At 71.6% G+C, this 19,682-nt stretch carries 17 protein-coding genes; 4 read left to right on the forward strand and 13 right to left on the reverse strand.

All coding sequences use genetic code 11. The annotated features are described in order from the left end of the window. Positions 1-20: 20 nt before the first annotated feature. Entirely contained in the window at positions 21-1,337 is a 1,317-nt protein-coding gene (cseC, locus tag ACIQUR_RS15365) for a two-component system sensor histidine kinase CseC (RefSeq protein WP_403664017.1), read from the forward strand. A gap of 205 nt (positions 1,338-1,542) precedes the next feature. Here cseC and ACIQUR_RS15370 read toward each other — a convergent pair whose 3' ends face one another. Continuing rightward, complete coding sequence (locus ACIQUR_RS15370; protein ID WP_403664020.1) at positions 1,543-3,141, reverse strand: MDR family MFS transporter; 1,599 nt, start codon at positions 3,139-3,141, stop codon at positions 1,543-1,545. A 100-nt stretch (positions 3,142-3,241) separates the two neighbouring features. On the opposite strand from ACIQUR_RS15370, the gene ACIQUR_RS15375 reads away from it, so the two are divergent. Continuing rightward, the gene (locus ACIQUR_RS15375) at positions 3,242-3,820 is read left to right on the forward strand and encodes a TetR/AcrR family transcriptional regulator (RefSeq protein ID WP_403664023.1); all 579 of its coding nucleotides are present in this window, start codon (positions 3,242-3,244) and stop codon (positions 3,818-3,820) included. A gap of 13 nt (positions 3,821-3,833) precedes the next feature. On the opposite strand, the gene ACIQUR_RS15380 is transcribed toward ACIQUR_RS15375, so the two are convergent. Beyond that, positions 3,834-4,523: a M23 family metallopeptidase gene (locus ACIQUR_RS15380; protein WP_403664026.1), complete on the reverse strand. Its 690-nt coding sequence runs from the start codon at positions 4,521-4,523 to the stop codon at positions 3,834-3,836. A 321-nt stretch (positions 4,524-4,844) separates the two neighbouring features. Here ACIQUR_RS15380 and ACIQUR_RS15385 point away from each other — a divergent pair, with 321 nt between their 5' ends. After that, the gene (locus ACIQUR_RS15385) at positions 4,845-7,958 is read left to right on the forward strand and encodes an NACHT domain-containing protein (RefSeq protein ID WP_403664029.1); all 3,114 of its coding nucleotides are present in this window, start codon (positions 4,845-4,847) and stop codon (positions 7,956-7,958) included. A gap of 67 nt (positions 7,959-8,025) precedes the next feature. On the opposite strand, the gene ACIQUR_RS15390 is transcribed toward ACIQUR_RS15385, so the two are convergent. Then, positions 8,026-10,551: an ATP-dependent Clp protease ATP-binding subunit gene (locus tag ACIQUR_RS15390; protein ID WP_403664032.1), complete on the reverse strand. Its 2,526-nt coding sequence runs from the start codon at positions 10,549-10,551 to the stop codon at positions 8,026-8,028. 450 nt (positions 10,552-11,001) lie between these two features. Here ACIQUR_RS15390 and ACIQUR_RS15395 point away from each other — a divergent pair, with 450 nt between their 5' ends. Next, positions 11,002-11,601 carry an SCO3374 family protein gene (locus tag ACIQUR_RS15395; RefSeq protein ID WP_403664035.1) on the forward strand — a complete coding sequence of 200 codons (600 nt, stop codon included), beginning with the start codon at positions 11,002-11,004 and terminating at the stop codon, positions 11,599-11,601. On the opposite strand, the gene ACIQUR_RS15400 is transcribed toward ACIQUR_RS15395, so the two are convergent. The 10 genes from ACIQUR_RS15400 to ACIQUR_RS15445 form a co-directional block, all read right to left on the reverse strand. Then, entirely contained in the window at positions 11,577-11,918 is a 342-nt protein-coding gene (locus ACIQUR_RS15400; RefSeq protein WP_403664038.1) for an Lsr2 family protein, read from the reverse strand. The genes ACIQUR_RS15395 and ACIQUR_RS15400 overlap by 25 nt on opposite strands. A 176-nt stretch (positions 11,919-12,094) precedes the next feature. Next, positions 12,095-12,652, reverse strand: coding sequence for an amino-acid N-acetyltransferase (locus ACIQUR_RS15405; protein ID WP_403664041.1), 558 nt, complete (start codon positions 12,650-12,652; stop codon positions 12,095-12,097). Positions 12,653-12,661: 9 nt separating this feature from the next. Then, a complete protein-coding gene (locus ACIQUR_RS15410; RefSeq protein WP_403664044.1) occupies positions 12,662-13,099 on the reverse strand; it encodes a BlaI/MecI/CopY family transcriptional regulator in 438 nt (145 codons plus the stop codon). A 130-nt stretch (positions 13,100-13,229) separates the two neighbouring features. Beyond that, positions 13,230-13,397: a hypothetical protein gene (locus tag ACIQUR_RS15415; RefSeq protein ID WP_399946654.1), complete on the reverse strand. Its 168-nt coding sequence runs from the start codon at positions 13,395-13,397 to the stop codon at positions 13,230-13,232. Positions 13,398-13,410: 13 nt separating this feature from the next. Further along, positions 13,411-14,007 carry a hypothetical protein gene (locus ACIQUR_RS15420; protein ID WP_403664048.1) on the reverse strand — a complete coding sequence of 199 codons (597 nt, stop codon included), beginning with the start codon at positions 14,005-14,007 and terminating at the stop codon, positions 13,411-13,413. 100 nt (positions 14,008-14,107) lie between these two features. Continuing rightward, on the reverse strand, positions 14,108-14,917 hold the full coding sequence (locus ACIQUR_RS15425) for a type III pantothenate kinase (RefSeq protein WP_403664051.1): 810 nt from the start codon (positions 14,915-14,917) through the stop codon (positions 14,108-14,110). Continuing rightward, entirely contained in the window at positions 14,917-15,891 is a 975-nt protein-coding gene (gene nadC, locus ACIQUR_RS15430; protein ID WP_403664856.1) for a carboxylating nicotinate-nucleotide diphosphorylase, read from the reverse strand. Before nadC ends, ACIQUR_RS15425 begins: the two co-directional genes overlap by 1 nt. Positions 15,892-15,917: 26 nt before the next feature. Further along, positions 15,918-17,618 (reverse strand): L-aspartate oxidase, encoded by a 1,701-nt coding sequence (locus tag ACIQUR_RS15435; RefSeq protein ID WP_403664054.1) that lies wholly within the window; start codon positions 17,616-17,618, stop codon positions 15,918-15,920. Next, complete coding sequence (gene panC, locus ACIQUR_RS15440; RefSeq protein ID WP_403664057.1) at positions 17,615-18,616, reverse strand: pantoate--beta-alanine ligase; 1,002 nt, start codon at positions 18,614-18,616, stop codon at positions 17,615-17,617. The genes ACIQUR_RS15435 and panC overlap by 4 nt, the downstream gene beginning before the upstream one ends. Then, positions 18,613-19,674: a Rossmann-like and DUF2520 domain-containing protein gene (locus tag ACIQUR_RS15445; protein ID WP_403664060.1), complete on the reverse strand. Its 1,062-nt coding sequence runs from the start codon at positions 19,672-19,674 to the stop codon at positions 18,613-18,615. The genes panC and ACIQUR_RS15445 overlap by 4 nt, the downstream gene beginning before the upstream one ends. Positions 19,675-19,682 lie beyond the last annotated feature (8 nt).

A 19,682-nucleotide genomic window follows, 5' to 3' on the forward strand; every position in this document is an offset into this window, starting at 1 on the left:
TCCTGCCCGGAGCTCACAGGATGAAGCGGTTCACGCTGCGCACGGGAATCCGCTGGAAGATCAGCTTCGCCATCGCCGCCGTGGGCGCGCTGATCGCGATAGCGCTCAGCCTGGTGGTGCACAACGCCGCCCGCGTCTCGATGCTGCAGAGCGCCCGCGAGGTCCAGATGGAGCGGGTGCAGTTCATCGCGAAGAACGCGGAGGTCGTGAAGAAGACCCCGCTCGGCGCCAAGATCGACGACCCGGACCTGCCGCGCGAGCTGCGCGACAAGGTGCGCTCCGGGCGGCGCGGCTCGTACGTGCAGGAGCACGGTGGCGGGGCCGCCCCGGAGGTGTGGGCCGCGGTGCCGCTCGGCAACGGGCAGGTGCTGTCGCTGCACAACTCCTTCCAGGAGAACGCCAACCTGCTGCGGGCCCTCGACGAGGCCCTGGTGGTCGGCTCGGTCGCCGTGGTGGTGGCCGGGTCGGCGCTCGGCGTGCTCATCGGCGGGCAGATCTCGCGCCGGCTGCGCAAGGCCGCGGCCGCCGCGGGCAAGGTCGCCCAGGGGCAGCCCGGCGTACGGGTGCGCGACGCGGTGGGCGGTGTCGTACGGGACGAGACCGACGACCTCGCGCGGGCGGTGGACGCCATGGCCGACGCCCTCCAGCAGCGGCTGGAGGCCGAGCGCCGGGTCACCGCCGACATCGCGCACGAGCTGCGCACCCCGGTCACGGGGCTGCTGACGGCGGCCGAACTGCTGCCGCCCGGCCGTCCGACGGAGCTGGTCCGCGACCGGGCCCAGGCGATGCGGGTGCTGGTCGAGGACGTGCTGGAGGTGGCCCGGCTGGACAGCGCCTCCGAGCGGGCGGAGCTCCAGGACGTGGCGCTGGGCGAGTTCGTGCGGCGGCGGGTCTCGGTGGTCATGCCGGACGCGCGGGTGCGGGTCGTGGCCGACGAGATAGTGGCCACCGATCCGCGGCGCCTGGAGCGGATCCTGGGAAACCTGCTGGCCAACGCGACGCGGTACGGCAAGCCTCCGGTGGAGGTCGACGTGGAGGGCCGGGTGATCCGGGTCCGGGACCACGGGCCCGGCTTCCCGGAGGCGCTGCTCAAGGAGGGCCCGAGCCGGTTCCGTACCGGCTCCTCCGACCGTGCGGGCGTGGGGCACGGGCTGGGGCTGACCATCGCCGCGGGGCAGGCGCGGGTGCTGGGCGCCCGGCTGACGTTCCGGAACGTGGCGGCGCCGGGCGGGATCGAGCGGGAGGGCGCGAGCGCCGGCGCGGTGGCGGTGCTGTGGCTCCCGGAGCACGCGCCGACCTCCACCGGCAGTTTTCCGGTGGTCCGGCTGCCGGAGTAGCGGCGGCGGGGCGACCGGCTGGTCTCCCCCGTACGTACCGGGGTGGGCCCGGTACGTACGGGGGGCGGGCCGGGTGCGCACGGGGGGGGCCGGGTACGGCGGGCCGCCCGCCGGGGCGTACGACGTGAACGGCCCCCGGTGCCCGAGGAAGGGCACCGGGGGCCGTCTCACCAGGGGAGGTGAACCGGGGAGCCGGTCGGTCGGCTCAGTGCGCGACCGGCTGCTTCGCCAGGTCGGCGGCCTCGGCGGGGGCGGCCTTGTCCGGGCCGGCACCGCGGAGCGGGACCTCCTTGACGAACCAGGCGGTGACGAAGCCGATCACCGCGATGGCCGCGCCGAGCAGGAACGCGGAGTGCGTACCCGCGGCGACCGCGTGCTGGTAGGCCTCGCGGACCGCGTCCGGCAGCTTGGCCAGGCTGGCGGCGTCGAGCTGCGCGGAGCCGCCCGTCGCACCCGCACCGGCGGCACCCAGGCGCTCGGTCATGGTGTCCTGGACACGGGTGGTGAACAGCGAGCCCATCAGCGCGACGCCGAAGGAACCGCCCAGCGTGCGGAAGAGGGTGGCGGACGACGAGGCCACGCCCATGTCCTTCATCTCGACGCTGTTCTGGGCGACGAGCATGGTGATCTGCATCAGGAAGCCGAGCCCGGCGCCGAGCACCGCCATGTAGACGCCCGAGACGAGGCGGGAGGTGCCGGTGTCCATCTGCGCGAGCAGGAACAGGCCCACGACCATCAGCGCGCCGCCGGCGATCGGGAAGACCTTGTACTTGCCGCTGTTGGTGGTGACGCGGCCCGCGATCAGCGAGACCACCATCATCGACAGCAGCATCGGCAGGAGCAGCAGGCCCGAGTTGGTGGCGGAGGCGCCCTGCACGGACTGCTGGAACAGCGGCAGGTAGAGGACGCCGCCGAACATCGCGAAGCCGGTCAGGAAGCCGATCACGGACATCAGCGTGAAGTTGCGGCTGCGGAAGATGTGCAGCGGCATGACCGGCTCGGCCGCACGGGTCTGCGAGTACAGGAAGGCCGCGGTGGACACGACGCCGACGGCGATCAGGCCGAGGACCTCGGCGGAGCCCCAGGCGTACTCGGTGCCGCCCCAGGTGGTGACGAGCACGGTCGAGGTGATGGCGACGGTCAGCAGCGCCGCGCCCAGGTAGTCGATCTTGCTCTTGACGGTCTGCTTCGGCAGGTGCAGCACCGCCGTCACCATGGCGAGCGCCACGGCGCCCAGCGGCAGGTTGATGTAGAAGGACCAGCGCCAGCCCATGTGGTCGGTGATGGTGCCGCCGACCAGCGGGCCGCCGATCATGGCGAGTGCCATGACGCCGGCCATCATGCCCTGGTACTTGCCGCGCTCCCGCGGGGGGATGAGGTCGCCGATGATCGCCATGACACCGACCATCAGACCGCCGGCGCCCAGACCCTGGATGGCGCGGAAGCCGATGAGCTGGCCCATGTCCTGGGCCATGCCGCTGAGCACCGAGCCCACCAGGAAGATCACGATCGAGGCGAGGAAGGAGCCCTTGCGGCCGTACATGTCGCCGAGCTTGCCCCAGATGGGGGTGGAGGCGGCGGTGGCCAGCGTGTACGCGGTGACGACCCAGGAGAGGTGCTCCAGGCCGCCGAGCTCACCGACGATGGTCGGCATCGCGGTGCCGATGATCATGTTGTCGAGCATCGCGAGCAGCATCGCGATCATCAGGGCCATCAGGACCACGCGCACGCTGCGTGGCTTGGGAGCGTCTTCCACGGCCGTCGCCGCCGCCCCCGACTCGGTTTTCACTGGAACATCGCTCATGGCCACTCCCCTGGTACTTACTTGCCGACCGGCAAGTTCACTACACTGGGGAAAAGTAGACCCCTAACTAGCCGGGCGTCAAGTAAGTATCGGGAGAGACATGTCCAGCACTCCGCAGCAGCGCCGCGGCAACACGCGCCAGCGCATCCAGGACGTCGCGCTGGAGCTCTTCGCCGAGCAGGGCTACGAGAAGACGTCGCTCCGGGAGATCGCGGAGCGGCTGGAGGTCACGAAGGCGGCGCTCTACTACCACTTCAAGACCAAGGAAGAGATCCTGATCAGCATCTTCGAGGACCTGACCAGGCCCATCGACGAGCTGATCGCCTGGGCCGGCGAGCAGCCGCGCACCCTGGAGACCAAGCGGGAGCTGCTGCGCCGCTACAGCGACGCGCTCTGCACCGGGTCCCAGCTGTACCGCTTCATGCAGGAGAACCAGGCCTCGCTGCGGGAGCTGAGCATCGGCGAGACCGTGAAGCGGCGGATGTTCGAGATGGTCGAGCTGCTGCGCCAGCCCGACGCCCCGACCGTGGACCAGGTGCGCTGCGTCAGTGCGCTGTTCACCCTGCACGCCGGGATGATGTTCATGCAGCACATCGAGAAGGGCGACTCCGAGGAGACCCGCCGGGCCGCCCTCGAAGTCGCCGTCGATCTGATCACCCAGGCCCACCACCAGGCCTGAGGGAGCAGCTCGGTCAGATCTTCACGCCCGCCTTGGCGAGGAAGGTGACCGGGTTGATCGCGGAACCGTAGTTCGGCGTGGTGCGGATCTCGAAGTGCAGGTGCGGGCCGCTGGAGTTGCCCGTGTTGCCGGAGAGGCCGATCCGCTGGTCGGTGGAGACGGTCTGGCCGACGCGGACCTGGACCTTCGAGAGGTGCGCGTACTGGGAGTACGTGTTGTTCGCGTGCTTGATCACGATCGCGTTGCCGTAGGCGGGGCCGTCACCGGCGCCGTTGGGGCCGGCCTTGACGACGACGCCCTTGTGCACGGCCTTGACCGGGGTGCCGGTCGGGACGGCGAAGTCCTGGCCGGAGTGCTTGCGGGCCCACATCGAGCCGCCCTTGCCGTAGGTGGCGGACACGACGTAGTTCTCGACGGGGTTGGTCCAGCCGGCGGCCTTCTTCGCGGCGGCGGCCTTCGCGGCGGCCTTGGCCTGCGCGGCGGTCTTCGAGGCCTGCTGCGCGGCCTTCGCCTGGGCGGCGGCCTGCTCGGAGACCAGCTGGGCCGGGGCGGACAGGGCGGTGGAGACGTCCGTGGTTCCGGCGGCGAAGGCGGCGTGCCCGGCCCCGAACACCATCAGCGCTCCCAGGCCCGCGGCGACGACCGTGCTGCGGGTGCGGAAGGCGGACTGACGGACGCGGTGGGTGGCGGCGCTCTTCGACATACGGGCGGACCTCCGGGGTCTGGGAACTGCTCGGGCACGAAGCAACCCGGCGCATCGGCCGGGCTGGCTCATCCTTGGTAACAAGACCCCGACAGTTCACTCAAACCCCCCATTTACTACCGAACCTCGTACTCGGCCCGCGGGAATTCGGACCCGTTGACGGCCCCTGTCCTGGGCTTAAACCTTTTCGGAATGGGCGATTTGATCTACTAGAGCATCTAGTACGCCTTTGATCCCCTGTGCGGCTTGTCACCGTTCAGGGACCATCGGATGTCCGTTTCGGGACCAAAGACCTGCAACGCGCCACTACGCTCTCGCGTCGTGGACCCTCTCGCCCAGGCAGGCATGCGCCTCGCATCCGGTGTCATCGGCCCGATCGTCGGCAGGTTCTTCCGCATCTCGGAGGGACCCGGAGCCGCCCTCGCGAACCAGCCGGTCCGCGTCTCGGCGTACTTCTCCTTCAAGGAGAAACGCAGGCTCACCCCTCAGGACTTCGACCGGATCGCCCGCGAGCTGGTCGAGGCGGGCTTACGGGCCCCCGGCGAACGCCCCCTCCCGCCCGGCGAGGAGGCCGGCGTGGCCGCGGCCCTGGCCGCCACCCTCAGCGGCCTGCCCGGCCTGGAGCTCACGGACGCGCAGGCCGTCGAGCTCGGCCACGAGGAGCTCGCCCGCCGGCTGCGCGACCGGGCCCCGTACCTCGGCCTCTCCGAACAGGCCGGGTACTTCTACACCCGGCTGCTGGACCTCACCTGTCTGCACGTCCTGCACTTCTTCACCCAGCGCTCCCACTTCATCGCCGCCGCCCTGGTGCAGCAGAGCCGCCGCCAGAGCGAGCTGATCGCGAAGGTGGACGAGCTGGTGGCCCGCATCCCCCGCCAGGACGCGGGCGACGAGGCCTTCGAGCGGCGGTACCTGGAGTACGTCGTCCGCAAGCACAGCACCCTGACGATCTTCGGCATCGACCTCACCCGCACCCCGGGGAAGTGGCCGCTGGACGCGGCGTACATGAGCCTGGAGGCGACGGCCGGCCCGGCGGACGCGGATCCCGCGGACCAGTGGCGGTTGAACGTCCATACCGGTGAATACGAGCTGCGCGTTGCGCTCTCCGGCCCCCTCCCCGCCGACCAGGCCCTGGCCGACCGCGAGCGGGTACTGCTGCGCGGCGAGGCCGGCTCCGGCAAGACCACCCTCATCCAGTGGCTCGCCGTCTCCGCCGCCCGGCCGGTGCCCGACGAGCGCATGATGTACGTGCGGGACCGCATCCCCTTCGTACTCCCCCTGCGCACCCTGGCCCGCCACACCAGCCTGCCCTCGCCGCGCAGGTTCCTGGCATCGGTCGGCGCACCGATGGCCGGGGAACAGCCCGCGGGCTGGGAGGACCGGGTCCTGTCGCAGCGGCGCGGACTGGTCCTGGTCGACGGCATCGACGAGATCCCCGAGGCCGACCGGGTGCGGGCCCACGAATGGCTCGCCGACCTCGTCGGCCAGTACCCGGGCAACCGCTGGCTGGTCACCTCACGGCCCTCGGCCGTCCGCGACGAGTGGCTCCGCGACCAGTCCTTCAGCGAGCTGACGCTGGCCCCCATGAGCCCCTCCGACGTGGCCGCCTTCATCCAGCGCTGGCATGCGGCCGCCAGGACCGGGGAGCCGGAGGACGACACCGAGCTCGCCGGGTACGAGAGCCAGCTGCTGGCCTCCGTACGGGCCAACGGCGACCTCGGCCGGCTGGCCACCAACCCGCTCATGTGCGGGCTGATCTGCGCCCTGCACCGCGACCGGCGGGGCTTCCTGCCCTTCGGGCGCAAGGACCTCTACGCGGCCGCCCTGTCCATGCTGCTCAGCCGCCGGGACCGGGAGCGGCAGCTGAAGGTGCCCGAGATCAGGGAGGAGGCCCAGCTCCAGCTGCTCCAGCGGCTGGCGTACTGGCTGATCCGCAATGGCGCCGCGGAGATGGACCGGGCCCAGGCCGAGAAGCTGATCGAGGACGCCCTGCCCTCCCTGCCGGAGGTCGCGGCCCTGGGCGACGGCCGGAAGGTCTTCCAGCACTTCCTGCTCCGCAGCGGCCTGCTGCGGACCCCGGCCCCGGGCCGGGTGGACTTCATCCACCGCACCTTCCAGGACTTCCTGGGCGCCCGGGCGGCCCTGGACGAAGGCGGCTTCGGCGAACTGGCGCGGCACGCGGACGACGACCAGTGGAACGACGTGATCCGCATGGCGGTGGCCCAAGGCCGCCCACGCGAGCGCACCGAGATCTTCCAGGCCCTGCTGGAGCACGGCACCCCCCGGGCCACCCTGCTCGCCCTGGCCAGCCTTCCCCAGGCGGCGGAGCTCGACCCCCGCATCAGGGACGCGGTCCAGGAACGGGCGGCCACGCTCCTGCCGCCCAGGACCGCGGCGATGGCGAAGGAACTGGGCTCGGTGGGACCGATCCTGCTGGAGCTGCTCCCCGATCCCGACGAGACGGACCCCGATACCGCCCACCTCCTCGTGGACGCAGCGGCTGCCACGGGGCGGGTGGAGGCCATCGACTACCTGGAGCGGTTCTGCAATCACGCGTCGGCCCAGGTGCGCAACCACCTCGTCGAGGCCTGGCCGTGGTTCGACGCCGAGGAGTACGCCCAGAGGGTGATCAGCCAACTGCCCAGCGGCCCGGTGACCTACCAGGTGTCTTCGGACGAGCAACTCGACGCCCTCGGGCGACACGCCCCCCAGACCCAGCTCACGGTGACCGGGCAGGTGTCGTCCGCAGGTCTCGCCCGGTACGGGAGGCGGGTCCGGCTGGAGTCGCTGAATCTGCGCAACGCGGGCCTCCGTGACCTCGGCTTCCTGGCACGGCAGAGAAACCTCAAGCACCTCACCTGCCTCAGCTGTCCTGCCTTGGGCCAGCTCGACGCCTTGCAGGACGCCGCCCTCGAAAGCCTCTACATCAACACGCCCAGCCCGGAATGGCGGCGGGTGCTGGGCAGCCTGGCCCAGCTGAGGCGGCTGTCGTTCTCCGGAAGTCCCGCCGACTGGGACCTGAAGAACCTGGTGCACCCGGCAGCGCCCCTGGACGAACTCTGGCTGTATCTCAACGTGGGACTGTCCCAGGGGCTGCGGGGTCTGTCCTGGTTCCAGCAGATCCGGGTGCTGAGCCTCTACGAGGCAGCCGCTCCGGCCTCGGAAGAGGACTGGCGGGAGATCGAAGCGCTGCCCCAGGTGTACCTCCTCAGGCTCTCCCCCTCCGCCCTGCTCAAGGCACCGCGTACGACCTCCGTTCCCACGGTCACCACGCTCGCGTTCAACGACAGCGCTTCGATCACCAGGTCTGCGGTCAAGAGGATCCCTGCCCTCTTCCCCAGCCTCACCACCCTGCACCTGTCCACACCCGTGGCCGCCTTCCCCCACGCCAAGCTGCTGCCCAAGGGGATCAGGCTCACCCACAACGGCGCCTGAACCGAAAAACGGGGCGGCCCCGGAACCAGTCGGTTCCGGGGCCGCCCCGTTGTCTCACACGCGTGCGTTACGCGCCCTTGCTCAGGTCCGGGCCGCCGCCCGAGCCCGTGGCCTCGATCGGGGGCACGTCCGGCAGGGAGGACTTCTCCTCACCGCGGAAGGTGAACTTGGCTTCCTCGCCCTCACCCTCCGTGCCGACGACCACGATGTGGCCGGGACGCAGCTCGCCGAAGAGGATCTTCTCCGACAGGATGTCCTCGATCTCGCGCTGGATCGTCCGGCGCAGCGGGCGGGCGCCCAGGATCGGGTCGTAGCCGCGCTTGGCCAGGAGGATCTTGGCCTCGCCGCTGAGCTCGATGCCCATGTCGCGGTCCTTGAGGCGCTCGTCCACCTTCGCGATCATCAGGTCGACGATCTGGATGATGTCTTCCTGGCTGAGCTGGTGGAAGACCACCGTGTCGTCGACACGGTTCAGGAACTCGGGGCGGAAGTGCTGCTTCAGCTCCTCGTTGACCTTGGCCTTCATGCGCTCGTATCCCGTCTTGACGTCGCCCTGGGCCGCGAAGCCCAGGTTGAAGCCCTTCGAGATGTCCCGCGTACCCAGGTTGGTCGTCATGATGATGACCGTGTTCTTGAAGTCCACCACGCGGCCCTGGGAGTCGGTCAGACGGCCGTCTTCCAGGATCTGGAGCAGGGAATTGAAGATATCCGGGTGCGCCTTCTCGACCTCGTCGAAGAGGACGACGGAGAACGGCTTCCGGCGCACCTTCTCGGTGAGCTGGCCGCCCTCCTCGTAGCCCACGTAACCGGGGGGCGAACCGAAGAGACGGGAAACCGTGTGCTTCTCGCTGAACTCCGACATGTCGAGGGAGATCAGCGCGTCCTCGTCGCCGAAGAGGAATTCGGCGAGCGTCTTGGAGAGCTCGGTCTTACCGACACCGGACGGGCCGGCGAAGATGAACGAGCCACCCGGGCGCTTGGGGTCCTTCAGACCGGCGCGGGTACGGCGGATCGCCTGGGAGAGCGCCTTGATGGCGTCCTTCTGGCCGATGACGCGCTTGTGGAGCTCGTCCTCCATGCGGAGCAGACGCGAGGACTCCTCCTCGGTCAGCTTGAAGACCGGAATGCCGGTGGCGGTCGCGAGGACCTCGGCGATCAGCTCGCCGTCGACCTCGGCGACGACGTCCATGTCGCCGGCCTTCCACTCCTTCTCCCGCTTGGCCTTCGCCGCGAGGAGCTGCTTCTCCTTGTCGCGGAGCGAAGCGGCCTTCTCGAAGTCCTGCGAGTCGATCGCGGACTCCTTGTCCCGGCGGACGCCGGCGATCTTCTCGTCGAACTCGCGGAGGTCCGGCGGCGCGGTCATCCGGCGGATGCGCATCCGGGAGCCGGCCTCGTCGATCAGGTCGATCGCCTTGTCCGGGAGGAAGCGGTCCGAGATGTACCGGTCGGCCAGCGTCGCCGCCTGGACGAGGGCCTCGTCCGTGATGGAGACGCGGTGGTGGGCCTCGTAGCGGTCCCGCAGACCCTTGAGGATCTCGATGGTGTGGGGCAGCGACGGCTCCGCGACCTGGATGGGCTGGAAGCGGCGCTCCAGCGCGGCGTCCTTCTCCAGGTGCTTGCGGTACTCGTCGAGCGTGGTCGCGCCGATGGTCTGGAGCTCACCGCGGGCCAGCATCGGCTTGAGGATGCTGGCGGCGTCGATCGCGCCCTCGGCGGCACCCGCACCCACGAGGGTGTGGAGCTCGTCGATGAACAGGATGATGTCGCCGCGGGTGCGGATCTCCTTGAGGACCTTCTTCAGGCGCTCCTCGAAGTCACCGCGGTAGCGGGAGCCGGCGACCAGCGCGCCCAGGTCGAGGGTGTAGAGGTGCTTGTCCTTGAGGGTCTCGGGCACCTCGCCCTTGACGATGGCCTGCGCCAGGCCCTCGACGACGGCGGTCTTGCCGACGCCGGGCTCGCCGATGAGGACCGGGTTGTTCTTCGTACGGCGGGACAGCACCTGCATGACCCGCTCGATCTCCTTCTCGCGCCCGATGACCGGGTCGAGCTTGGATTCGCGGGCCGCCTGGGTGAGGTTGCGGCCGAACTGGTCCAGGACGAGCGAGGTCGAGGGCGTGCCCTCGGCCGGGCCGCCGGCGGTGGCGGTCTCCTTGCCCTGGTAGCCGGAGAGCAGCTGGATGACCTGCTGCCGGACCCGGTTCAGATCGGCGCCCAGCTTCACGAGGACCTGGGCGGCGACGCCCTCGCCCTCGCGGATCAGGCCGAGCAGGATGTGCTCGGTGCCGATGTAGTTGTGGCCGAGCTGGAGGGCCTCGCGGAGCGACAGCTCCAGGACCTTCTTCGCCCGCGGGGTGAAGGGGATGTGACCGGACGGCGCCTGCTGGCCCTGCCCGATGATCTCCTCGACCTGCTGGCGAACAGCCTCGAGCGAAATCCCGAGGCTCTCCAGGGCCTTAGCGGCGACACCCTCACCCTCGTGGATCAGACCCAGGAGGATGTGCTCGGTGCCGATGTAGTTGTGGTTGAGCATCCGGGCTTCTTCCTGAGCCAGGACGACAACCCGCCGCGCGCGGTCGGTGAACCTCTCGAACATCGTTATTCGCTCCTCAGAGCGGTCGGGCAGTTCGGGGTCGGTCCCCGCCCTGTCCTTCCGCATGCTAGTCCCGCGGGGCGGGACAGCTCATTCCAACTGCCGACATCCGTCCACGGCTCACCCCACTCGGTGGGGAAAACCAGCCTCACTCAGCCGACAACTGCTCCAACTCGATGGTGGGAGACGATGTTCCCGCAGGCCAGGCAGATACCCGTCTCTTGAGTACGCCGATGGCGAACGGGGGCCGGGTAAATCAGCGTGTCGCCCCGATCCACTAGGAATGTCTTACCCGCAGGGGCTGACACTCCATGCCCTCCACACCGGTTCCCTCCGCTACGGGCGAACACACTTGCGCACCCTCCCGATGGTTTCCCACCCGGTGGCGTTTACGGTGTGCACCGGTTCGTGCGCGGTGCGTAACCCGGAGCCGTTTCGGCAGTTGCTCGGTACATGGCCCTCACCGTCCCCTCGCCCAGGGCGCCGCTCGCGCCGGAGTCCGCGGCCGATCCGGTCGTCCACTGGTACGAGCGGGTGCTCGGGTGGCCGGTGGCCGGCGGGAATCCCGCCCAGCTGCTCACCGGGGTGCGGTTCGACGTACTGGAGCTGCCCGCGGACGCGGGGTACGCGCTGCTGGGGCGCGGGGTCCCGACGGGGCCCGTGGCCCTCTTGGGGCGCAGGATGCGGCTGCTGGTGGCCGCGGGGAGCGCCGACGAGCTGGACGGCCTGCTCGACTGGCTGGAGTGGGGCGGGGTCGCCCTGGACCTGACCGCCCTGGGTGCGGGCGGCCGGATCACCGCCCCCCGGCCCCCCGGCCGGGCGGGGGGCGACTCTGCGGGGGCCGCCGTGTGGCTGCGGCCCCCGGAGCCGGGGTGTGAGGCGGCACTGCCGGTCCTGTCAGCCCTGGGGCGGACGACCGGCCGGGGAGCTCCTCAGGGGGCTCCCGACCTCGTACGGCTGGTCGGCGCGGCGGCGACGGAATGCCACCGGGCGCGGCTGGCGCGTACGGGGGACCGGACCCGTTCGGGTCAGGCCTTGGCCTTGTTCTCGTAGGCCTCGCGGATCTCGGCGGGGACGCGGCCACGGTCGTTCACGTTGTAGCCGTTGGCCTTGGCCCACGCACGGATCTCGGCGGTGTCGGAGCTGCCGGAGGCGGCGACGGCGCGACCCTTGGTGCGGCCGGTCGCGGCACGGCCGCCGGTGCGGCGTCCGCTCTTGGTGTAGGGCTCGAGCAGGCTCCGGAGCTTGTCCGCGTTGGCGGTGGTGAGGTCGATCTCGTAGGACTTGCCGTCCAGCGCGAACGTCACGGTCTCGTCCGCCTCGCCACCGTCGAGGTCGTCGACAAGAAGGACCTGAACCTTCTGTGCCACCGGATTTCCTTTCATCGAAAATGCAGTACGCGGAAAGGAAACCGCTTTTGCCTGGAAAACACAAACCCCAGGCAGAGGTTCAGGAGGTCAACACGACGGGAAACGTGCGCGATTCGGACATAGGCCACAGGCGGGCCCCGGGCGGTAATAGGCGGCCCGATCGAGCCCTTGATCGTTCAGAGGTGCAGAAGCATCCGGCTGTTGCCCAAGGTGTTCGGCTTCACTCGTTCGAGACCGAGGAACTCCGCTACACCCTCGTCATAGGAACGGAGGAGCTCACTGTAGACATCGTGGGTGACCGGTGTCTCGCCGATCTCGACGAAGCCGTGCTTCGCGAAGAAGTCGACTTCGAAGGTGAGGCAGAATACCCGGCGGACGCCGAGCCACCGCGCGGTCTGGAGCAACTTGTCGAGCAGCTGATGGCCGACTCCGCCGCCCTTCAGTTCGCGGTCGACGGCGAGTGTGCGGACTTCCGCGAGGTCTTCCCACATCACGTGGAGAGCGCCGCAACCCACCACGAGGCCGTCCTGCTCGCGTTCCGCGACCCAGAACTCCTGGATGTCCTCGTAAAGCGTCACGGGCGCTTTGTCGAGGAGGATGCGCTGGTCCACGTACTGGTCGAGGAGTCGCCGCACGTCGGCGACATCACTGGTACGGGCCCGGCGGATCGTTACGGCTTTTGCATTCGCACCGGGAAAGTCCTGCGGAAGCGAATCGCCTTGCTGAGCGTCCATGGAGGGACGCTATCGCCCCGGCTGCGGGGGGTGTGCGCCGGCTTCCCCTTCCGGGGGACCCCCGCCCTCCTGCGCGTCGGGCTCGGCTCCGGGCTCGACGATGCGCATGGCGTCGCGCAGGGCCTCGCGCTGCTCGGGCGACATCATGCCGAAGAAGGCGACGAGGGCGGCCGCCGGGTTGTCGCTCGTCTGCCACGCCTCGTTCATGAGTGCGGCCGAGTAGGCGGCGCGGGTGGAGACCGCGGTATATCGATAGGCGCGCCCTTCGGCTTCCCGGCGCACCCAGCCCTTCTGATGGAGATTGTCCATAACGGTCATCACCGTGGTGTAGGCGATGGACCGTTCCTTCTGGAGATCCTCCAGCACTTCCCGGACGGTGACCGGGCGGTTCCACTGCCACACCCGGGTCATGACGGCGTCTTCGAGTTCTCCCAAGGGGCGAGGCACACCAGCACAATAGTGTGAGATGTCGGGAATGGCCCGGCTATTCGCGCAACGAAATGGGCGTACGCCTCGAAAGGAGTCGTACGCCCTGGTGGACCGGGGTCCGCCGACGGCCGGCGGGCCGGCCGCCGGTCTACTTGCCGGTCTGCCGGGTGGCCTCGGCGCGGGCGATCACGGCGTCGACCGCCGCGTCCTCCTTGGCCTTGTTGGCGCCACCCTGGCTCTTCACGATCGTCACGATGAGGCCGATGAAGAACGCGGCCATCACGAACGGGGGCACGAGCGCGGAAACGTAGTCCATGCCCTCAGCCTAGCTACCCCGCCGCCCGGCCTTCGGCCGGGGGCGCGGGCTTGCGGCGCGGCGGGAAGACCTCGCCCGGGGTCGGGATGGGCCGGTCCGGCCGCGGCGGCTTCGGCGCGGGCGCGGGGCGGGGCTTCTCGTCGCCGCCGCCCGGCAGCGCCATCAGCCGCACCCGGGGGGCGGGCGGCGCGGCGGCCGGCGCGAGGCCGAGCCTGGCCCGTACGGAGCGCTCGGCCAGCACCCGGCAGCGCTCCAGCAGCGCGGCGGCCACCCGGTTGCCGCGCAGCGCCCGCAGCGCCGCGAGGTCGTCCGGCACGGGCTGGTACCCGGCGGCGAGCGCGTCCTGGAGGAGTTCGAGGTACCCGGAGAGGCTGCCGGGCAGGGCCCCTCTGTACCGCCCGAGGTCCGCGAGGAGGAAGGCTCTGAGCCGCTCCGCCTCCGCGAGGGCCTCGTCGACCGAGCGCGCGAGCCGCAGGCAGTCCTGCACCTCGGAGCCGGTCAGGGCCCGGTCGGCACCGGAGTCGAGAGCGTGGGCGAGGGAGCGCCGAAGCACAGCCAGCTCAGCAGCGCTGAAGGCCATGCCGCCGCGGGAACCGTAGGGCGTGGGCATGGGCCGACGATACGCGCTAATCGGACAAAATCCCCTTACCCGGGCCACCCCGGGCGCGGCGCGGCAGGGGCCCGCCCGCGCCCGTCGGCCGCGGCCGGCGCTACGAGAAGTTCGCGACGTTGCGCTCGTAGACCAGGCGGAGGCCGATCAGGGTGAGCCAGGGCTCGTGGTCGTCGATGACGGTGGCCTCGCCCAGGACCATGGGGGCCAGGCCGCCGGTGGCGATGACGCGGACGTCGGAGGGGTCGCCGTCGGGGCCCACCAGCTCGCGGGTCATGCGGGTGACCACGCCGTCGACCTGGCCCGCGAAGCCGTAGACGATGCCGGACTGCATGCACTCGACGGTGTTCTTGCCGATCACCTTGCGCGGCCGGGCCATCTCGATCTTGCGGAGCTGCGCGCCGCGCACCCCGAGGGCCTCGACCGAGATCTCGATGCCGGGGGCGATCACCCCGCCGATGAACTCGCCCTTGGCCGAGACCGCGTCGAAGGAGGTGGCGGTGCCGAAGTCCACGACGATCGCCGGGCCGCCGTACAGCTCGACGGCGGCCAGCGCGTTGACGATGCGGTCGGCGCCGACCTCCTTCGGCTGGTCGGTCAGGATCGGGACGCCGGTCTTGACGCCCGGCTCGACGAGGACCGCCGGCACGTCGCCGTAGTACCGGCGGGTGACCTCGCGCAGCTCGTGCAGCACCGACGGCACCGTCGAGCAGATCGCGATGCCGTGGATGCCGTCGCCCAGTTCGCTGCCGAGCATCGGGTGCATGCCCATCAGGCCCTGCATGAGCACCGCCAGCTCGTCGGCGGTGCGCCGCGGGTCGGTGGACACCCGCCAGTGCTCGACGATCTCCTCGCCGTCGAACAGGCCCATGACCGTCTGGCTGTTGCCGACGTCGATCGTGAGCAGCATCAGCGGGCCTCTCGCAGGTCCAGGCCGATGTCGAGGATCGGGGAGGAGTGGGTCAGGCCGCCCACCGCCAGGTAGTCCACGCCGGTCTCGGCGTACGCGCGGGCGTTGGCCAGCGTGAGGCGGCCCGAGGACTCCAGGACCGCGCGGCCGTGGTTGTGCTCGCGGTTGAGGATCACGGCCTCCTCGGTCTCCATCGGGGTGAAGTTGTCGAGCAGGATCAGGTCCGCGCCGGCGTCCATGACCTCGCGGGCCTGGTGCAGCGTGTCGACCTCGACCTCGATCGGCAGCTCGGGGTACGCCTCGCGGACGGCCTTGAAGGCCTGCGCGACGCCGCCCGCGGCCACCACGTGGTTGTCCTTGACCAGGGCCGCGTCCGAGAGGGACATCCGGTGGTTCACGCCGCCGCCGCAGCGCACCGCGTACTTCTCCAGCGCGCGCAGGCCCGGGGTGGTCTTGCGGGTGTCGCGGACCCGGGCCTTGGTGCCCTCCAGGGTGTCGGCCCAGGCACGGGTGGCGGTGGCGATGCCGGAGAGGCGGCAGAGGAGGTTCAGCGCGCTCCGCTCACCGGTGAGCAGGTCGCGGGTACGGGCGGTCACCGACAGCAGGACCTGGCCGGCCTCCACGCGGTCGCCGTCCTCGGCGTGCCGTTCGACCTCGAAGGTCTCCTCGCAGACCATCGAGAACACGGCCTCGGCGATCCGCAGGCCCGCGACCGTGCCGGCCTCGCGGGCGGTGAAGTCCGCGGTGGCGACGGCGTCCGCGGGGACGGTCGCGACGGTGGTCACGTCCTCGCCGCCGTCGAGGTCCTCGGCGAGGGCCATGTGGGCGATGTCCTCGACCTCGACGGGGTCGAGGCCGGCCTGGGCCAGCAGCTCCGCCAGCGCCGGGTCGAGGCCGCTCTCGGCGGGACCGCAGGCGCAGTCGTCGCCGCAGCCGTCTTCGTTCTGCACGAGGGGGAGTTCGGGGGTGCTCACGGTCACTGCTCCAGGCTCAGAGGGCTTCAGAGGGCTTCGGAAGGCTCGACCGGCGGGAGGTCCGCCGTCTCGGTGGTCGTCACGACGAGCGCCCGGCGCGTCGTGGCGGAAAGGCGTACCACGAGGTGCCGCCGCCAGGCGGCGTCGTCGCGGTCGGGGTGGTCCTCGCGCCAGTGGCAGCCGCGGGTCTCCTCGCGCCGCTGCGCGGCCGCGACCAGCACCCGGGCGACGCACAGCAGGTTGGTCGCCTCCCAGGTGTCGGTGCCGGGCTCGGCCGTCTTGCCGTGCGTCTCCAGCTCGTTGAGCGCCCGGCAGTACAGGGACTCCAGTGCGTCCGCGGCGTCCCTCAGGCTCTCCGCGGAGCGCAGCACGCCCGCGCCCTCCGTCATGATCCGCTGGACCTCGAAGCGCGCGTCGCCGGGCAGCAGGGGGCCGGTCGACGGCACCGGTACGCCGGGGCCCGCCGAGGTGGGGGCGGAGGAGGCGATGTCCTCGGCGATCCGCTCGGCGAACACCAGGCCCTCCAGCAGGGAGTTGGAGGCCAGCCGGTTCGCGCCGTGCACGCCGGTGCAGGCCACCTCGCCGCACGCGTAGAGCCCCGGGACGGTGGTGCGGCCGCGCAGGTCCGTCCGTACGCCGCCGGAGGCGTAGTGCGCGGCGGGGGCGACCGGGATCGGCTGGGTGACCGGGTCGATGCCGTGGGAGCGGCAGGCGGCCAGGATGGTGGGGAAGCGCTGCTCCCACATCTCGGCGCCGAAGTGCCGGGCGTCCAGGTACATGTGCCGGGCGCCCTGCTCCTGCATGCGCCGCATGATGCCCTTGGCGACGATGTCGCGCGGGGCCAGCTCGGCCAGCTCGTGCTGGCCCACCATGAAGCGGACGCCGTCGGCGTCGACCAGGTGGGCGCCCTCGCCGCGCACCGCCTCCGAGACCAGCGGCTGCTGGCCCTCGGCGTCCGGGCCGAGGAACAGCACGGTCGGGTGGAACTGGACGAATTCGAGGTCGGAGACCTCGGCACCGGCGCGCAGCGCGAGCGCGACGCCGTCCCCGGTGGACACCGAGGGGTTGGTGGTGGCCGAGAAGACCTGGCCCATGCCGCCGGTCGCGAGGATCACGGCGGGGGCGTGGACGGCGCCGACGCCGTCGTGCTGGCCTTCGCCCATCACGTGCAGGGTGACGCCGGCGGTGCGGCCGGCCGCGTCCTGGAGCAGGTCGAGGACGAGGGCGTTCTCGACGGTCTCGATGCCGGAGGCGTGCACGGCCTCCACGAGCGCCCGGGAGATCTCGGCGCCGGTCGCGTCGCCGCCCGCGTGCGCGATGCGCCGGCGGTGGTGGCCGCCCTCGCGGGTCAGCTCGATCTCCCCGGTCTCCTCCGAGGTGTCGAAGACGGCGCCGGTGGCGATCAGCCGCCGTACGGCGTCGGGTCCTTCGGTGACCAGGACGCGTACCGCCTCCTCGTCGCACAGCCCGGCGCCGGCGACCAGCGTGTCGTCCAGGTGCTGCTCGGGGGTGTCGCCCTCGCCGAGCGCGGCGGCGATGCCGCCCTGCGCCCAGCGGGTCGAGCCGTCGTCCAGCCGGGCCTTGGTGACCACGACGGTACGGCGGCCCGCGGCCGCGCAGCGCAGCGCGGCCGTCAGGCCCGCCACGCCGGAGCCGACGACCACGACGTCGGCCTCGATCGCCCAGCCGGGGGCGGGGGCGTGCAGTCGTATGCCGGTGGTGGTCACGTGTGCGCTCCGAACTCCACGGGGATGTTGTCGATCAGCCGGGTCGTGCCGACCTTGGCGGCGACGGCCAGCACGGCCGGTCCGCGGTGGTCGTCGCCGACCTCGGTGAAGTCCGCGGGGTCGACCAGGGCGAGGTAGTCGAGGACGAGCGGCGGCTCGGCCGTGGCCGCCTCGTTCAGCACGGCGAGCGCGGCGGACCGCACCGCCGAGGGCAGCCCGGCCGCGGCCACGGACACGGCGTGCGCGTCGGCCGAGGCGCGGGCCTCGCCCATCTTCGCGAGGGCGGCGGCGCGCTCGTCCGTCGCGGGCGCGGAGGAGGCGCGGGCGGCCAGCGCGGCCTGGGCGGCGAGCCGGTCGCGGCCGGCGAACAGGGCGCGGGAGAGCGCGAGCGCGGTCTCGCGCTCGGTGCCGGAGAGGTAGCGGTTGCGGCTGGACAGGGCCAGGCCGTCGCTCTCGCGGACCGTCGGCACGCCGACGACCTCCACGGGGAAGTTCAGGTCCCGGACCATCCGGCGGATCAGCGCGAGCTGCTGGGCGTCCTTCTGGCCGAAGAGCGCGGTGTCCGGGCGGGTGAGGTGGAGGAGCTTGGCGACGACCGTGAGCATGCCGTCGAAGTGGCCGGGGCGGGTGGCGCCTTCGAGCCGCTCGCCCATGGGTCCCGCGGTGATGCGGACCTGGGGCTCGCCGCCGGGGTAGACCTCGTCGACGCCGGGGGCGAAGACCGCGTCGGCGCCGGCCGCCGCGGCGACCTCGACGTCGGCGTCGAGGGTGCGGGGGTAGCGGTCGAGGTCCTCGTTGGCGCCGAACTGGAGCGGGTTGACGAAGACGGTCACCACGACCTGGCCCTCGTCGCCCGCGAGTTCGCGCGCGGTGCGGACCAGCGTGGCGTGCCCCTCGTGCAGGGCGCCCATGGTCATGACGACCGCGCGGCGGCCCTTGAAGGGGAGGCCGTGGAGCTCGTCGGCCGTGCGGAGCACCGGCGGGAGCTGGCGGTTCATCGGTCCCCTCCCTGGGATCCGTGGGGGTCTTCGGGTCCCGGGCCTTCGGGGCCCGGTCCGCCGGAGGCCGGTCCGTCGGAGGCCGGTCCGCCGGAGGCCGGTCCGCCGGAGGCCGGTCCGTCAGGGTCCTGACCGCCGGGGGCGAGTCCGCCCGCGGCGGCCGCGTCGCCGCTCTCCGCGAGCACGCCGAGCAGGTCCTCGGCCAGCTCGGGCTTGAGCAGCCCGTGCGCGAGGGCGCGGTCGGCGGTCGTACGGGCCATCGCCAGGTATCCGGCGACCGTGCCCGGCGCGTGCTTGCGCAGCTCGGCGACGTGCGCGGCGACCGTACCGGCGTCGCCGCGGGCCACCGGTCCGGTCAGGGCGGCGTCGCCGGAGCGGAGGGCGTTGTCCAGGGCGGCGCCGAGGAGCGGTCCCAGCATCCGGTCGGGGTGCTCGACACCGGCCGTGCGGAGCAGTTCCATGGCCTGGGCCACCAGGGTGACGAGGTGGTTGGCGCCCAGCGCGAGGGCCGCGTGGTAGAGCGGACGGGCCTCCTCGGCGATCCACTCGGGCTCGCCGCCCATCTCGATGACCAGCGCCTCGGCCGCGAGCCGCAGCTCCTCGGGGGCGGTCACGCCGAAGGAGCAGCCGGCCAGCCGCTGGACGTCCACGGCCGTGCCGGTGAACGTCATGGCCGGGTGCAGGGCGAGCGGCAGGGCGCCGGCCCGCCGCGCGGGGTCCAGCACGGCGGTCCCGTACCGGCCGGAGGTGTGCACGAGCAGCTGTCCCGGGCGTACGGCGCCGGTCGCGGCCAGCCCTTCGACCAGGCCCGGCAGGGCGTCGTCGGGGACGGTGAGCAGCACCAGGTCGGCCAGCGCCAGCACCTGGGCCGGCGGTACGAGGGGCACGTCGGGCAGCAGGGCCGCGGCGCGGCGCCGGGACGCGTCGGAGACGCCGGAGACGGCGACCGGACGGTGGCCGGCGAGCTGGAGCGCGGCGGCGAGTGCGGGGCCGACGCGGCCCGCGCCGACGACTCCGACAGTGAGCCGGGCGGGGCGGGGCTGCTGTGTTGCGTTCACGCGGGGCG

It is taken from the genome of Streptomyces sp. NPDC101132 (assembly GCF_044759225.1).
GTDB lineage: Bacteria > Actinomycetota > Actinomycetes > Streptomycetales > Streptomycetaceae > Streptomyces.

Coding starts and splice junctions, on each gene's coding strand:
- ACIQUR_RS15375 (WP_403664023.1), top strand. CDS start 3,242: ATGTCCAGCACTCCGCAGCAGCGCCGCGGCAACACGCGCCAGCGCATC.
- ACIQUR_RS15390 (WP_403664032.1), bottom strand. CDS start 10,551: ATGTTCGAGAGGTTCACCGACCGCGCGCGGCGGGTTGTCGTCCTGGCT.
- ACIQUR_RS15425 (WP_403664051.1), bottom strand. CDS start 14,917: ATGCTGCTCACGATCGACGTCGGCAACAGCCAGACGGTCATGGGCCTG.
- cseC (WP_403664017.1), top strand. CDS start 21: ATGAAGCGGTTCACGCTGCGCACGGGAATCCGCTGGAAGATCAGCTTC.
- panC (WP_403664057.1), bottom strand. CDS start 18,616: ATGAACCGCCAGCTCCCGCCGGTGCTCCGCACGGCCGACGAGCTCCAC.
- ACIQUR_RS15380 (WP_403664026.1), bottom strand. CDS start 4,523: ATGTCGAAGAGCGCCGCCACCCACCGCGTCCGTCAGTCCGCCTTCCGC.
- ACIQUR_RS15370 (WP_403664020.1), bottom strand. CDS start 3,141: ATGAGCGATGTTCCAGTGAAAACCGAGTCGGGGGCGGCGGCGACGGCC.
- ACIQUR_RS15405 (WP_403664041.1), bottom strand. CDS start 12,652: ATGGACGCTCAGCAAGGCGATTCGCTTCCGCAGGACTTTCCCGGTGCG.
- ACIQUR_RS15420 (WP_403664048.1), bottom strand. CDS start 14,007: ATGCCCACGCCCTACGGTTCCCGCGGCGGCATGGCCTTCAGCGCTGCT.
- ACIQUR_RS15395 (WP_403664035.1), top strand. CDS start 11,002: ATGGCCCTCACCGTCCCCTCGCCCAGGGCGCCGCTCGCGCCGGAGTCC.
- ACIQUR_RS15415 (WP_399946654.1), bottom strand. CDS start 13,397: ATGGACTACGTTTCCGCGCTCGTGCCCCCGTTCGTGATGGCCGCGTTC.